This is a genomic window from Oceanirhabdus seepicola (assembly GCF_023684385.1).
Classification (GTDB): Bacteria; Bacillota; Clostridia; order Clostridiales; family Clostridiaceae; genus Oceanirhabdus; species Oceanirhabdus seepicola.
The window spans coordinates 1,040,041-1,054,936 of record NZ_JAGSOJ010000002.1 but is presented as its reverse complement, the minus strand read 5'-3'; the positions used below and the strand labels follow the sequence as shown (position 1 = coordinate 1,054,936).

The 14,896-nt window shown below is 31.1% G+C and carries 15 protein-coding genes; all 15 read right to left on the bottom strand.

Annotated features, from left to right (window positions below):
- Position 1 precedes the first annotated feature (1 nt).
- Positions 2-1,042 carry a glycosyltransferase family 4 protein gene (locus KDK92_RS12290; protein ID WP_250859536.1) on the bottom strand — a complete coding sequence of 347 codons (1,041 nt, stop codon included), beginning with the start codon at positions 1,040-1,042 and terminating at the stop codon, positions 2-4.
- On the bottom strand, positions 1,011-2,288 hold the full coding sequence (locus KDK92_RS12285) for an O-antigen ligase family protein (protein ID WP_250859535.1): 1,278 nt from the start codon (positions 2,286-2,288) through the stop codon (positions 1,011-1,013). Before KDK92_RS12285 ends, KDK92_RS12290 begins: the two co-directional genes overlap by 32 nt.
- Positions 2,289-2,501: 213 nt before the next feature.
- Positions 2,502-3,809, bottom strand: a complete 1,308-nt coding sequence (locus tag KDK92_RS12280; protein WP_250859534.1) for a nucleotide sugar dehydrogenase — start codon at positions 3,807-3,809, stop codon at positions 2,502-2,504.
- Positions 3,810-3,830: 21 nt separating this feature from the next.
- Positions 3,831-4,979: a non-hydrolyzing UDP-N-acetylglucosamine 2-epimerase gene (wecB, locus tag KDK92_RS12275; protein WP_250859533.1), complete on the bottom strand. Its 1,149-nt coding sequence runs from the start codon at positions 4,977-4,979 to the stop codon at positions 3,831-3,833.
- A 94-nt stretch (positions 4,980-5,073) separates the two neighbouring features.
- Entirely contained in the window at positions 5,074-5,730 is a 657-nt protein-coding gene (locus KDK92_RS12270) for a sugar transferase (RefSeq protein WP_250859532.1), read from the bottom strand.
- Positions 5,731-5,794: 64 nt separating this feature from the next.
- Complete coding sequence (locus tag KDK92_RS12265; RefSeq protein WP_250859531.1) at positions 5,795-6,775, bottom strand: LCP family protein; 981 nt, start codon at positions 6,773-6,775, stop codon at positions 5,795-5,797.
- Between the two features lie 563 nt (positions 6,776-7,338).
- Positions 7,339-8,115 carry a tyrosine-protein phosphatase gene (locus KDK92_RS12260; protein WP_250859530.1) on the bottom strand — a complete coding sequence of 259 codons (777 nt, stop codon included), beginning with the start codon at positions 8,113-8,115 and terminating at the stop codon, positions 7,339-7,341.
- Positions 8,116-8,826, bottom strand: coding sequence for a CpsD/CapB family tyrosine-protein kinase (locus KDK92_RS12255; protein ID WP_250859529.1), 711 nt, complete (start codon positions 8,824-8,826; stop codon positions 8,116-8,118).
- 16 nt (positions 8,827-8,842) lie between these two features.
- Entirely contained in the window at positions 8,843-9,550 is a 708-nt protein-coding gene (locus KDK92_RS12250; protein ID WP_250859528.1) for a YveK family protein, read from the bottom strand.
- A gap of 211 nt (positions 9,551-9,761) precedes the next feature.
- Positions 9,762-10,463: a CpsD/CapB family tyrosine-protein kinase gene (locus tag KDK92_RS12245; protein ID WP_250859527.1), complete on the bottom strand. Its 702-nt coding sequence runs from the start codon at positions 10,461-10,463 to the stop codon at positions 9,762-9,764.
- 303 nt (positions 10,464-10,766) lie between these two features.
- Positions 10,767-11,753, bottom strand: a complete 987-nt coding sequence (locus tag KDK92_RS12240; RefSeq protein ID WP_250859526.1) for an LCP family protein — start codon at positions 11,751-11,753, stop codon at positions 10,767-10,769.
- A 24-nt stretch (positions 11,754-11,777) separates the two neighbouring features.
- Complete coding sequence (cobS, locus tag KDK92_RS12235) at positions 11,778-12,536, bottom strand: adenosylcobinamide-GDP ribazoletransferase (RefSeq protein ID WP_250859525.1); 759 nt, start codon at positions 12,534-12,536, stop codon at positions 11,778-11,780.
- A gap of 10 nt (positions 12,537-12,546) precedes the next feature.
- A complete protein-coding gene (gene cobU / locus KDK92_RS12230) occupies positions 12,547-13,095 on the bottom strand; it encodes a bifunctional adenosylcobinamide kinase/adenosylcobinamide-phosphate guanylyltransferase (RefSeq protein ID WP_250859524.1) in 549 nt (182 codons plus the stop codon).
- Positions 13,096-13,099: 4 nt separating this feature from the next.
- The gene (locus tag KDK92_RS12225; protein ID WP_250859523.1) at positions 13,100-13,687 is read right to left on the bottom strand and encodes a histidine phosphatase family protein; all 588 of its coding nucleotides are present in this window, start codon (positions 13,685-13,687) and stop codon (positions 13,100-13,102) included.
- A complete protein-coding gene (cobT, locus tag KDK92_RS12220; RefSeq protein WP_250859522.1) occupies positions 13,687-14,772 on the bottom strand; it encodes a nicotinate-nucleotide--dimethylbenzimidazole phosphoribosyltransferase in 1,086 nt (361 codons plus the stop codon). Before cobT ends, KDK92_RS12225 begins: the two co-directional genes overlap by 1 nt.
- Between the last annotated feature and the right edge of the window lie 124 nt (positions 14,773-14,896).

Sequence of the window (14,896 nt, the reverse complement as noted above, 5' to 3'; positions counted from 1 at the left end):
TTTATATAGTCAAATAAATTTCCTTTATTTGATTTATTACATTGTTTATATCATATTGTTCTACTGCTACTAAATTATTTTTTTGAACTTTAGCTCTGGCCTTATTATCAGAAATATATTTTTCTAGTGCTTGAGAAAACTCCTTTAAGTCACCACTTTCAAATAGTAGTCCATTTTTATTCGGTTGAATAATTTCAGGTATTCCCCCTACTTTAGTTGCTACAACAGCCATTCCATAATCCATAGCCTCAACAATAGAAATTCCAAAAGCTTCAAAGTAAGAAGGCATTACCAAAATACTACTTTCAATTAAGAACTTCTTCTTGGTCTCACCATCAATCCACCCAACAACTTGAGTACAATTATTAATCTCCTCACTAATAACTATTTCTTTTACTTTATCTATATCCCCATCTCCTGCTATAATAAATTTCACTTCAGGATATTTTGCATGAATCTTGGGTATTATTTGTAATAAATCATATATGCCTTTGTTTTTGGTTAGTTTTCCTAAATAAATCACTTGTAATTTTTTATCTTCTAATTTAATTTTTTCATTATTTAATTTAATCCCATTTATAACTTTAACAATTTTAATATTATCAATATCAAATCTATCAATTAATTCATTCTTAAATTTTTCAGATAAAACTATAATTTTATCTGATCTTTTAATAACTTTTTGAACTCTTTTTTTTATAATGATAGGTGCTGTATCATAGAATTCTATAAATCCACCACCATGAATATGTAAAATCACAGGTATGTTCTTTGGAGTAATATTTACAAATATACTTTTTCTATAAAAACTTCCCTTTGATGCAGTATGCACATGAACTAAGTCTATTTGTTTTTTAACTAGCATTTTCATATAATGATAAAGTCCCTTTGAAAATTCAATTAATCTGTTATTACTGTAAGTAGATACATATTTCAAATCAAATTCTTTTAATATATGAGATTGCTTATATTCTCTTATTACTGTAGCTATTCCTCCTTTTAGATTTATATTAGGAGCAATTATACAGATCTTCTTTTTCATTTTTTTTTCTCCTTAACAAATTATTTGTATAAGCAACTATAGTCACAAAATATGTACCTGCTAAAGGACTTAAAATAACGTGTCCTCCTAGAAATGAAATAGTAAAACCAATAATCAATGAAATAAATAAACTTTTTTGAACCATTGAGCACGATTTGATTAACATAAAGCTTGCTTTAATAGTTAAACTAGTTAACTTAATTATTAATGGTAATGCTAAAGGTATACCATAAAAATATATAAGATCAAGTAAGTCCATTTCAATCATTCCATGTCCAAAAATGAAAGAATTTATCCATTCTGAACCTCTTACAAACCCAACACCGACGATTAAATGGTACCATTTACTTTTCCAAAACTGAAATGCTATACTAGCTAAAATATTTCTGCCACTTAACAGGAATGTAGGGATATCTGTTTTGTTATAAAAATGACTATATCTCAAAAAAATTGTATTCATATAAGTTGAATAATATATCTTATAAAACAAAAACATCATTATTGCCAAAAGTATAATCATACACATATTTTTAATATATTTGTACTTTCCTTTAATTCCAAAAATAACATAATAACTTGTTATAATTACTAATCCAGCAATTCCTGCTTTTGTACCAAGTATGATTAGTGAAATAGCCATAAATAAATAAAGCAAAATATAATACATTTTTTTCTTTTCATAAATTATTTTATATAATGTTATAGGAATACACATTATTAAAACAGCTGTAACACTATTTAATTCCATAAATATACCCTTATGTCCAACATCTCCATATGAACCTACACCTATACCTAAAATTTTTGTTATTACTATTGTTCCAGATACTAATGCTCCTCCGATTAAAATACTTTCTATTAATTTATTCTCTTCAATTTTTTTCAGTTTAAAATAATTATTTAGAAATATTAATAAGAAAACATTAAATAATATTTTAGTAGCAAATGCTATTTCCTTGATAAGACTAACGTTGTAATTTATTGAAAATATGTATTGTTGAAAAAGAAAAGTCACAATAATAAGTGAAATAACCAAAATATTTTTACTTGATTGTTTTATGCAAAGAATTGTTATAATAATCAATAATAAAGATCTAATTAACTGTCCTGGACTAACTATTGAATTCAATTTTAAATTGTATACTACTATACCGTTTAGTATATCTATAACAGGTGTAATTGCCATCAATAAAAAAATTAATCTATCTATATTATTCACTTTATACTCTTTATTTATATATATCATATTGCTCCTCCGTTATAGAATATAAATACTATCTAAAATAATTACATTAATTATGAAAGATATTTACATGTAGTTTAACACATATAAATATCTTTCATAAAATACGTAAAATTAAATATCCAACATTCTTATTAACTAAAAACAAAGTATCGTTGCTAAATATAAACTAACTCAATCATTATAGTACAGACACTTTATTTATACTTTTTATAGCTATTCAACAGCAGCTGCGACTTCTTCTAATACTTCAGTATGTATAACTTTTCCTTGACCTAACAATTCATATATTAAATTACTTTCTTCACACATCTTCTTATTCAAATAATTCCTGCTATCTAGAACAGCATTCCCTCTCATCTCTCTCCCTATATCTTCAAACGGAAGCACCTTAAACTCATTATGATTTACTCCTAAAAATATTAAATCACTTCCATTACAAGCTTTTCTAATATCATTTTCTAGATATTTGTATTCTTTAACATATGGGTCTACAACAGAAATATCATAATTAGCTTTTTCTAGTAGTTCGATTAATTCAACTATAGGACTCTCTCTCATATCATCTATATTTGGCTTATAAGTTATACCTAAAATAGTAACTTTCTTTTTACCTTTAACATCTTTTAAAAGACTTTCTATTTTATCAAATATGTAATGTGGCATTGAGTCATTTGTTTCTCTAGATAATTTTATTATTTTAGCTAACTCAGGAACTTTTTCAACAATAAACCATGGATCAACAGCTAAACAATGTCCTCCTACCCCTGGTCCAGGTTGGTGTAAATTAACCCTTGGGTGCTTATTACAAAGATCAATAACTTCCCAAGCATTTATTCCTATATTCTCAGAAATTTTAGCAAGTTCATTTGCAAGTGCTATGTTTACATCTCTATATGTATTCTCCATCATTTTGCACATTTCTGCAGTAGTAGCAGTAGTAAGATACATCTCACCTTTTACAAATGTGTTATATAACTCCTTAATTTTCTGTGCTGATTCTTTATTTATCCCACCTATAATTCTATTATTATTAACAAGTTCCATTAAAATTTGCCCAGGCAATACTCTTTCTGGAGAATGTCCTAAATATAAATCTTCTCCTATCTTTAAACCGCTTCTCTCAAGTATTGGCTTCATAATCCCTTCAGTTGTACCTGTTGGTGAAGTAGACTCTAAAATAACTACATTTCCTTTTTTAATATAAGGAACTATTGATTCGGTAGCAGCTTTTACATATTTCATATCTGCCTTTTTATCCTTTGTAATTGGAGTTGGTACTGCAATTATAAATGCATCTGCCTCACATGGTTCTAATTGAGCTTTTAAATTTCCTGATGTTACTGCTGCTTGAACTAATATATCTAAATAAGGTTCTTCAATAATTATTTTTCCTCTATTTAATTGTTCAATAACTTCATTATTTACATCTACACCAATAACTTCATGACCATGTGATGCAAACATAGCTGAAGTTGGCAATCCAATGTATCCTAATCCTACAACACATATCGTTGCTTTCATTTTTCTTATCCCCCTAGAGTATTAATTAAATTCTTCTAATACAACATTTTGAATTCCAAACTTATTTAATATAGCTTGTACTATTCTTTCTGAAGCTTTTCCATCACCATAAGGATTAATAGCATTGCTCATTTTCTTATATAATTTTGCATTATTAATTAGTACTTCAGCATTATCAACTATATTATTAAAATTAGTTCCTAATAATCTAACAGTACCAGCTTCTACTGCTTCAGGTCTCTCAGTAACATTTCTTAATACTAATACTGGCTTTCCTAAATGAGGTGCTTCTTCCTGAAGTCCTCCTGAATCAGTCATAATCATATAACTCTTATTCATTAAATTATGTGTTTCTTTAGTATCTAGTGGTGGTAACAAATGAACTCTATCAATATTTTCTAAGTACTTATACACCACATCTCTAACAACTGGATTTAAGTGTACTAAATACACCACTTCTACATCTTTATTATCTTCTACTATTTGCTTAATCGCTTTGCAAATATTCTCTATTCCCTCTCCCCAATTTTCTCTTCTATGAGCAGTTATCATTATAACTTTTTTATTATCATAATCTAATTTATTTAATTCATCTGTTTCAAATTTATATTCATTCTCAACAGTTGTTTTCATAGCATCAATAACAGTGTTTCCAGTTACAAATATATCTGTGTTTTCTACACCCTCATTCAATAAATTCTTCTTAGAACCTTTTGTAGGTGCAAAATGTAAATCAGTTATAGCACCTGTTAGCTTTCTATTCATCTCTTCTGGATAAGGAAAATACTTATCTCCTGTTCTTAATCCAGCTTCAACATGTCCTACTTTAATTTTTTGATAAAATGCTGCCAATGATCCAGCAAATGTTGTAGTTGTATCACCATGTACTAAAACTAAATCTGGTTTCTCTTTTTCAAATATTTCTTCTAACCCTTTTACAACTCTTGTTGTAATTCCACTCAAACTCTGTCTTTCTTTCATAATATCTAAATCATAATCAGGCTTAACACCAAACAAATCCAAAACCTGATCTAACATTTCCCTATGTTGTGCTGTAACACATACTTTTGAATCAATAGCCTCACACTTTTCTAATTCTTTAACCAATGGAGCCATCTTAATAGCTTCCGGTCTTGTTCCAAATATGGACATTACCTTTATTTTACTCATGTTCTTTCCCCTTTTATCCATTATCTAATTTTATTAGTTCACTTAAATAATTCCTTTTTTAGTCTACCCAAAAGCTCCTTATCTCTTCTTTATATCAACTAGCACTACTATCTCCAAACAACACATTAACAGTCTTAAAAATAAGAATAATGTCTAACAATATTGTTCTATCCATACAATACTGAACATCCATTTCCATCCATTCTTCAAACCCAATATCATTTCTTCCTCTAACCTGCCAATAACATGTTAATCCTGGCTTTGCTACAAGTCTCAGTTTCTGAAAATCTGTAAACTCTGCTACTTCTTTAGGAAGACTTGGTCTTGGACCCACTATAGACATATCACCCTTTAGTATATTTAATAACTGCGGAAGTTCATCTATACTGGTTTTTCTAATAAACTTCCCTACTTTAGTTATTCTCGGATCATCTTTAATCTTAAACATAGGTCCATCCATCTCATTTTTTTCTTTAAGCTTGTCTAATAGTTCTTCAGCATTCATGCACATTGAGCGAAACTTGTACATATTAAATTCTTTCCCGTTCTGACCAACTCTTCTTTGAATAAAGAATATAGGACCACCATCTTTCTTTATTAGTAAACTAACAATTAAACAGGGAATAAACATTATAATTATCCCTGCTAATGCTCCAATAATGTCTATGACTCTTTTTAAAAAATGATAATAATTACTCTTTATCAATTCACTTTCTAACATATAACTATCTTGATATTTCACCTCTAACATCACATGTCCCCCTATAACCTATCCATAAACTAATTCCTAAACTATTTAAAATTTATTATTATATTTATTTACTATTGAAAACGAATTTTTTCAATACCTCAATATTTTTTTCTATATCCATTTGCAAAACCCAGCCTTTTTCTTTATTTATAATGCCGCCTTCACTGAATTCTGTAACTGGTATCTGAAGTGTTTCCATATCCATATGTAAATTCTTAGAATACCAATATCCATAATCTAAAATATCACCTAACTTCATATCAGTTGTTACACTATTAACCACTGTCCCTATAAGTTTGGGATATTTAAAGAAAGATAATTTACTCGTTTTATTTTTTATTGAGTTCAGTACTTCTCTATGTCTCTCAGTTCTTCCGTAACTTCCACTTGAAGTGAACCTTATTCTGCTGTATGCTAAAGTTTCTTCACCATTCAACATCATTTCTCCTGGTTCGCCTAACTCTCGCATCTTCTTATTCTCACTTATAAATCTTTTTTTAATCCAACCTATTTCTTCCTCATCCACATACACATCAACCCCACCAAGCAAATCAACAATCTTCTCAAAATCCTGAAAATCCACTATTACATAGTGGTCCATCTTCACCTTGAATGTGTTCTCCACAGTCTTTTTTAGGAGATTAATGCCACCGTAGGCATATGAATGATTAAGCTTCTCTTTACCATGTCCTTCTATGTATACATATGTATCTCTCATTAGTGAAGTTATTTTCATCTTATCCTTATTCTGATCCAGCGTAAGTATCATCATGGCGTCTGACCGCCCATTTCTTCTGGACTCTCTGTTATCCACACCTACTAAAAGAATATTAGTTATTCCTTTCTCACTTTTTATCTTCATATTACTCAGCTTTTTATTCTTTTCCCTCTCATGGACCAACTTCTCCATACTCTCAAGATTTTTTTCTATATCCACCGCTTTCTCATAATCACCTATTACGGGTCTACCGCAAATATGAATTGTTTTAGCTAATCCACAAAAGATTAATAAAGATACTATAAATAGATTCATTGCCCTTTTCATGATAATTATTCCACCTCAATTTACAATTTATATGTATTATTATACTATTATTACCATAAATTGTAAATCAGCCACAGAATATATATTCCATATATTAACTTTTCACCTTTATGTACCTTTTATCTTACATTTATTTGCTAAATTATATTTCAAAAAATGGGAATAATATATCTTATTAATGTATTATTTCCATGGTTTATTCTACCACTATCGCTAAGTTTAGTAAATATGACATGAGCGATTTTCGTGTGCCATTTCCCGACAACTTTTACATTGAATTTTTTAACTATAAAGCATATATTTTGTATTATCCTTTTGAATCTTATATTAATTTTTATAAGGTAAAAATTATATTTACCCCCCATCCCTACATTTCCAAGCTTTCATCACTTTAATTCTATTTATAATCAAATTAAAACCTCAACAAGATACATGGAAAATTTAGCTTTATTTCATATATGAATTATACTTCTAACATATTCGTAAAATTCGCATAATTTAGTCTTTTTTCTTAAGGTTAAAAATCCGTATAAAAAAAGGGCTTTCGCCCTTGATCCTAAAATCTATATACCCTTTCCATAGAACATAGAAAACAATTTACCTTTTGTTGTTATAAGTTTTTTCTTAGTAGGTTTGAATTCTCCCTTTAAGAAATCTCTATTATTCTCTGCAAGGTATAGCATCTTCTCCATATTCTTCTTTTTCTGTTCTACTATAGTCTTCCTTAAAATCGCCTTTCTTGTCTCTATGCCGTGGCCATCACTTCCTACAAAGTCATATACCCCTCTATTAAGGAGTTCTTCAGCACACTTCTTTGCTTTTTTTCCAAATACTCCGTCAATGCTTCCTACATTTAACTGAAATAAACACCCCTCATGTATTAATCGATTTATACGTTCTATATCTTCAATTATATATCTATATCTTTCAGGGTGAGCTATTATTGGAGTTATCCCATGTAGTGATAGTTCATATAATATATCTGGTATTCCCTTATCAAATTTCATCAGATTCATCTCAAAGAGATAATAGTTTGAATCATTCAATCCCCCTAATACCCCTTTTTCATAATCATCAAGAGTATTTCTGTTAAGATATATCTCCTGCCCTGGATAAATCTTTATATTTATATTTTCTTCCTGGCATGTTTCATTCAGCTTTTTCACCTTTTCAACTACCTGTTCATATGGAACCTCAAAACGACTCCTCATAAAATGAGGAGTCGCTATTACTTCTCTTAAACCGTCATCTTCAGCATCTCTGAGCATCTTCAGTGATTCTTCAATATCCTTCGCCCCATCATCAATTCCTGGTATAATGTGGCAATGCAAGTCAACCATCTATGCATTCCTCGTTATTAGCTTTTGAGATTTAGATATATTATTATCATTACCATAGTAATAATAATACTTACTACCGTATCCATACCCTGAATTTTCATCTATCTTAGACATAACAACCCCTAAGATTGTAGCATCAACTTTCAGAAGAAGATCCTTAGCTTTAATACATGCCTCTTTATGACTCTCTCCAGCTGCAACTACAAGAACCGTTCCATCAGCCTCAGTTGATAATATCTGTGCATCAGTTACAGGTAAAAGAGGCGGTGAATCTATTATAATATAATCATATTCTTTCTTTACGTCCTCAAGGAACTTTCTCATCTTATCGGAAGCTACCATCTCAGCAGGATTCGGTGGTATTGTTCCACTTGTTATAATATCAAGATTATCTCTATACTTTATTACAACTTTATTTGGCTCCATTCCATTTATAAGACAATTACTAAGTCCAACTTTATTTAATACTTTGAATTTCTTATGTACTGTTGGTTTTCTAAGATCAGAATCAACTAAAAGAACATTCTTCCCACCTTGAGCAAATGCCATAGCAAGATTACAAGCTGTACTTGACTTTCCCTCTCCAGGGCCAGAGCTTGTGACCAATATTGTTTTTAATTCCCCATCAAACTTGGAGAATTGTATATTTGTTCTCAAAGTCCTATAGGCTTCTGAAATAATTGACTTTGGTTTTTTCTCTAAGATTAACAAAATCTCCCCTCCTTACTTACCCATCAATATCATGCTTTGGTATTCCACCTATAACAGGTAGTCCTAATATTTTCTCAACTTGTTCCTCTGTTTTAAATGAAGTATCCATATATTCTAATAAGAAACATATTCCAACAGATACCATTAATCCTAAAAGGAATGCTATTGCAACATTCAATTTTTTGTTAGGTTTAATAGGTTTTTCTGGAATTTTTGCTACATTAATCACATCTATATTCACCTCAGGAAATGTCTCTGTTACCCTCTCTATAAAACTCTCACTGAGAGCATTCACCATCTTGGCAGCTTTCTCAGGATCCTTATTCTCAATTTTAATGTTTATTATCTGAGTATCCGACTGTGGGGAAACACTCAACATCTTTACAAAATCTTCTGCTAACATGAGTTCATTCTCATCTTTACCCATTATTGCATGTTCCTTTATAGCCTCTTCAGCTGTATCTTCTGCTTTTGCAATCTCAGCAAAGGTCTTTATAAGCTTCTGATACATCATAACATCATTATACTCATAGCTTGGATTATTTGTAGATTTAACTGTTCCAATAACTATACTACTAGATGATTGATATACTTTACTCAAAAAAAAGAAACTAACCATTGCACTTAGCAGAGTAGCCCCTAATGTCACAGCAATTATCAATTTGCTTCTCTTCTTTAAGACAAAAAATAATTCTTTTAAATCTAAAGTCACTTCTTCTCCCATTTTAACCCTCCTTTGGAGTCTTTTTCACTATTTTGATAACTCATTATATCACAATATCTTCTATTTCTACAATCATTTTAAATTTTAATTATTTTATGTTTGTAATGATAAAAAAAGCTATTTAAAAACAAAAAAACTCAAAGAGATTGAGTTTTTTGACAAATTACAATATATTGTTTTCTCTCTGTTTTCTGTCTTAATAATTGAATGCCTATGCTTCAATACTTGCATTTGTACTGGCAGTAATATGTTCTTCCTCACCATAATAGGCATAGTATCCATAATGTTTTTTCGACTTATTCTTAACCTTCGTCATCACAGTACCTATTAGATTTCCATTCACCTTAACCAAGGATTCATATGCTTTCTTTATACCCTGCTTTTCACTTTGGCTGCTAGCAGCTACAAGGATTGTCCCATCAACAAGTGTAGATAACACTTGTGCATCTGTTACAGGCAATATCGGTGGGCTATCTATAAGCACATAATCATATCTCAGGCTTAACTCTTCTATCAACTTCTCCATTGCTTTAGACCCTGCCATCTCTGCTGGATTTGGAGGTACAGTTCCACAGGTTATAATATGTAAGTTTTCATTGTACTCTTTTATTGCATCACCTATATCAATTTTACCTACAAGAACATCAGAAACTCCATTTATGTTTGAAACTTCAAATGATCTATGTATTCTAGGCTTCCTTAAATCTCCATCAATCACTATAACCTTTTTACCTGTCTGTGCAAATGCAATTGCAAGATTACTAAGGGTTGTAGTTTTGCCATCTCCTGGATATGCACTTGTAACCAATATACTCTTAATATCATTATCTAAAGATGAAAATTGTATATTTGTTCTAAGGGTTCTATATGCTTCCGCTCCTACTGATTTTGGATTATTCTCAACAATCAACATAAGTTATCTCTCCTATTCTCTCACTTTATTAAATATTACCATATTTTAACATTTATTTCCATGTTTTTTTCTTCCTTTCTTTTTCTAAAAATAAAAAAACTCAAAAGAGATTATTTGCAATCTCTTTTGAGCTTATTTTTCTTTACTTGCAACCATAAGTACTGCTAAAAAAAATCCTACTATTCCTCCCAATATAAACCCAGCTAAAAATACCATAAAAAAACCCCTTATCAGATAGTATAAATCATCTTGTTAATATTATTTTCGTACGATTTTTCTTTATATTTAGCTTATTTAGTATTATTACTCAAAAATCTTCTCATGAAGATACTCTATAGTTTTCCTTCTATCTATCTTGATTACCCAGCCTTTCTGCTTGCTAACCATAACCCCTTCACTATAATCATCAAGAGGGATTCTGTACTGTTCAAGTTCATTACCTGCACCTTGGAGAAAATCAACTCCAATTTTAACTGTATCTATTAATCCCATATCTGTTGAAGTATATTTATATACCTCTGTTATAAACTTTGGAATCTTTGTCAGTTCAATATTTTGGGCCTGCTTCAGTAGCTGCTTTAAGAATTTCTTCTGTCTTTCCACTCTTCCGTAACTACCCTGTCCAATTGCTCTGATTCTACAATAATATAATGCCTGTTCACCATTAAGGTTATATCCCTCATCTTCAGTACGGTCAATCTCTCCGTAATATTTCTCGATAACCTCTTTTTCCTCATCAGTTATCTCCATTTCTACCCCGTCGAATACTTCAACTATAGAAGCGAATCCTTCAAAATCTACAATTGCATAGTTATCTATCTTAACCTTAAAATTATTTTGTATGGTATCTTTCAGTAACTTTATACCTCCATATGCATATGAATGATTTATCTTCTCATATCCATGCCCCTTTATATATACATATGTATCTCTCATTATAGAAGTTAATTTTATAGTATTCTTCTTGGAGTTTACAGTCATCAACATCATTGTATCTGATCTTGAGAAGTTATACTCATCCTTATCCGCTCCAACAAGGAGAATATTTTTTATCCCCTTCTCACTTCTCACCTTTATATCTCCACAGTTATTAAAAGAGTTAAAAACCCTCTTCAGTTCATTTGTGTATTTGTCTACTTCTACTTGTGTATTAAACTTAAATTTCACCCCATCTACATCGCTAAACATATGCGGTGAAACAAGTCTATTGTAATCTTCCCCAAAGACCACAGTTACTTTCATAGTTGATATTATTATTGCAAACAACATGAATAATACACATCTTTTCATTTATATCCTCCATATTCAAAAACCTTATAATGCAAGAGCAACCATGACAATCAATGCCACAAGCTCACATATCTCATTTGTAGCTCCTAGTGTATCTCCAGTCTGTCCACCTATTTTCTTATTACAATAGCTATTGAAAATCCATACTACAAATAATATAACAGGTATTATTATTACTGTTTCTACAAGGGCACCACATATAGTAGCCAATCCACAAGTTATAATCACAGCTATAGCTATACCTTTACCTGTGCAGTTTTCAATATATAGATTTCCTGTTCCATGCTCCTTGGCTCTTACTGCAATTTTAGCACTGAACATAACTCCAAGGCGGGACAGAACCATATACATAAATACTCCCCAGTACTTATGCATGACTATGAGCTCATTTAGAAGTACCAACTTCATTCCCATATCCCATATTATTGCTATAACAGCAAAAGTACCAACATTGCTGTCCTTCATTATCTCAATTCTTCTCTCTTTGCCACCTTCTTTAAATGCAAAGAAACCATCACATGTATCTCCAATACCGTCCATCTGCATTCCACCGGTCAACATTATTGGTATTAAAACCAAGAATCCTGCAATTACAATAGATGGGAGTGTATTCTTAAATATTAATAGTATTCCATAATTTATTATGCCCAAAAATCCCCCTACTATAACAAATGCAAAGATTCCATTCCTGAAATTCTTCTCTTCACAATTAAGATTCTTGTTAATAGGTACTCTTGTTAAAAATTGAAAATAAAGTTGAATGTTATTCCAGAAGTTCCCCATTGTTGTCCTCCTACTTTAATTTTAATGGCAGTCCGCAGGCAACAATATAAACCTCATCACTGTGTTTTGCTATGTATTGATTTACCCACCCTGCTATATCTCTAAAAATTCTGCTAATCTTATATTCAGGTACAATTCCACTTCCCACTTCATTTGTTACCATGACAAGTTCTTTATCATGTTCTCTGCAACTGTCAATAAGTAATTTAAATTCATATTTTATATCATCCAATATACCATCTACATCTTCCATTGGCATATTATCATAATCCCGCTCCTTCTCAAAGAGGAGATTTGTCATCATAATAGTTACGCAATCTAGAAGTACATATTTCTTGTCTGTACTTTTAATTATGTTATCTAGATTTTTAAATCCTTCATATGTATTCCAATTTGAATTTCTATCTTTTATATGTCTTTGAATTCTGTTCTCCATCTCCTTATCGGTAACTATAGCAGTAGCTATATAAAGAACATCATCCGTTCCTTCAAATAAACTTTCAGCAAAGGTACTCTTTCCGCTTCTACTTCCTCCTGTGACTAAGGTTATCTTACTCATTTTTTCATCTCCCCTCAATCTTCTCTATGCTATCAAGAAATAAATTACCATGTTCATATTTTATTACTGCCATATCGCAATTATCACATGAAAATTTCCAGAATAACTCTTCTCTCTTATCCATCACATAACAATATATCATCCTCATTACCCCAGCATGGGTTATAAGTAAAACATCATCCTTTTCATTTGCAAGTAATGTGTCCATAAACTCAAACACTCTCTTTGCAATATCGCTATGACTCTCACCCTTATCAGGTCTATAGTGTCTCCAATCCTCCAGCCAATGTGAACACTGAAGTGGATATTCATCCTCTATTTGGGAAAATGTCAGTCCCTCAAATATTCCAAATCCTCGCTCATTGAGTTTTTCAGTAACTTCAATCTGCGTATATCCAAGGAGTAAAGCAGTCTGAGCTGCTCTACTTCTCTCACTAACATATATCTTACTAAACTTTATATTATCTAGTTTCTTCTTAAGAACTCTTACCTGTGCAATACCCTTTTCTGAGAGTTCCATCTCTTCGCTGCCATGGTAACTCTTTTCAACGTTCCCTACACTCTCTCCATGTCTCACTACATACAATTTCATTAGTTTATCACCTTGTTGCCTTCATAATCTATTAGATAATCTGTAACTATATTTGCATCATCAAATGTCCCCATATTATTGATAGTGTAAAGGGCACTCTCTATTATAGAAAATGCTAGAGGACATCCACTTCCTTCTCCTAATCTCATTCTAAGATTAAGCATTGGTGTAAGTCCAATCTCTTTCATTACATATATAGCACCTGGTTCCGCTGATAAATGAGATGGAAACATATAATCCTTCACGTTTTTATTTAATTTATATGCACATAATGCAGCTGCACTAGCTATTATACCATCGATTACTATTGGTACTTTGTATCTAGCCGCACCTAAAAAGGCTCCACATAATCCTGCAATATCAAGTCCACCAACTTTTGATATAACATCAATAATATCTTCTTCATTAGGCTTGTTAACATCAAGTGCCTTTTGTATAACTTTCTTCTTATTCTCAAAAGCTTCTGCTGTAAGGGCAGATCCTTTTCCAACTGTTTTCTCCACTGAAAGACCTGTGATAGCACTAATAATAGCAGCACTAGTCGTTGTGTTACCAATACCCATCTCTCCAGTTCCAAGAATACTATATCCACTCTTAACTAATTTTTCAACTATATCTATTCCAGCCTCTATAGCTTCTATACACTGTTCTCTTGTCATTGCAGGTCCTTTTACAATATTATTAGTCCCTTCCATGACCCTCTTATCTATAACCTTAGGATTATCTATCTTCTTCTTAACACCAACATCAACCACAGTTATATCCGATTTATAGAATTTTGCCAGGACATTAACACCTGTTATTCCTCTTGTGAAGTTATTAGTAACTATATACGTAAGATCTTGAGGGCAGGAACTTACCCCTTCCTCAACAACACCATTATCTCCACACATTATAACTATATTTTTCTTCTCTATCTCATTAAATACCTTACCAGTTATACCAGCAAACTTAGCAGCTATATCCTCAAGTTCGCCCAAGCTTCCAATAGGTTTCGTAAGTCCATTAAGTCTATCCCACGCTTTTTTCTCAGCGTCCTTATCTCCAGGGTAGATTTCTCTTAACGTTTCTTCGAATAGTTTCATGCCACTTCCCCCTCGACTTCAATCTAATTACTATTACATTATACTCCCATTATGCCATTAAGTCATGAAAAAAATTAAAGACTTCTGTCACATAGGCAGAAGTCTTCTTTATCTCTCATTAAAA

Coding starts and splice junctions, on each gene's coding strand:
- KDK92_RS12290 (WP_250859536.1), bottom strand. CDS start 1,042: ATGAAAAAGAAGATCTGTATAATTGCTCCTAATATAAATCTAAAAGGA.
- KDK92_RS12285 (WP_250859535.1), bottom strand. CDS start 2,288: ATGATATATATAAATAAAGAGTATAAAGTGAATAATATAGATAGATTA.
- KDK92_RS12280 (WP_250859534.1), bottom strand. CDS start 3,809: ATGAAAGCAACGATATGTGTTGTAGGATTAGGATACATTGGATTGCCA.
- wecB (WP_250859533.1), bottom strand. CDS start 4,979: ATGAGTAAAATAAAGGTAATGTCCATATTTGGAACAAGACCGGAAGCT.
- KDK92_RS12270 (WP_250859532.1), bottom strand. CDS start 5,730: ATGTTAGAGGTGAAATATCAAGATAGTTATATGTTAGAAAGTGAATTG.
- KDK92_RS12265 (WP_250859531.1), bottom strand. CDS start 6,775: ATGAAAAGGGCAATGAATCTATTTATAGTATCTTTATTAATCTTTTGT.
- KDK92_RS12260 (WP_250859530.1), bottom strand. CDS start 8,115: ATGGTTGACTTGCATTGCCACATTATACCAGGAATTGATGATGGGGCG.
- KDK92_RS12250 (WP_250859528.1), bottom strand. CDS start 9,550: ATGGGAGAAGAAGTGACTTTAGATTTAAAAGAATTATTTTTTGTCTTA.
- KDK92_RS12245 (WP_250859527.1), bottom strand. CDS start 10,463: ATGTTGATTGTTGAGAATAATCCAAAATCAGTAGGAGCGGAAGCATAT.
- KDK92_RS12240 (WP_250859526.1), bottom strand. CDS start 11,753: ATGAAAAGATGTGTATTATTCATGTTGTTTGCAATAATAATATCAACT.
- cobS (WP_250859525.1), bottom strand. CDS start 12,536: ATGGGGAACTTCTGGAATAACATTCAACTTTATTTTCAATTTTTAACA.
- cobU (WP_250859524.1), bottom strand. CDS start 13,095: ATGAGTAAGATAACCTTAGTCACAGGAGGAAGTAGAAGCGGAAAGAGT.
- KDK92_RS12225 (WP_250859523.1), bottom strand. CDS start 13,687: ATGAAATTGTATGTAGTGAGACATGGAGAGAGTGTAGGGAACGTTGAA.
- cobT (WP_250859522.1), bottom strand. CDS start 14,772: ATGAAACTATTCGAAGAAACGTTAAGAGAAATCTACCCTGGAGATAAG.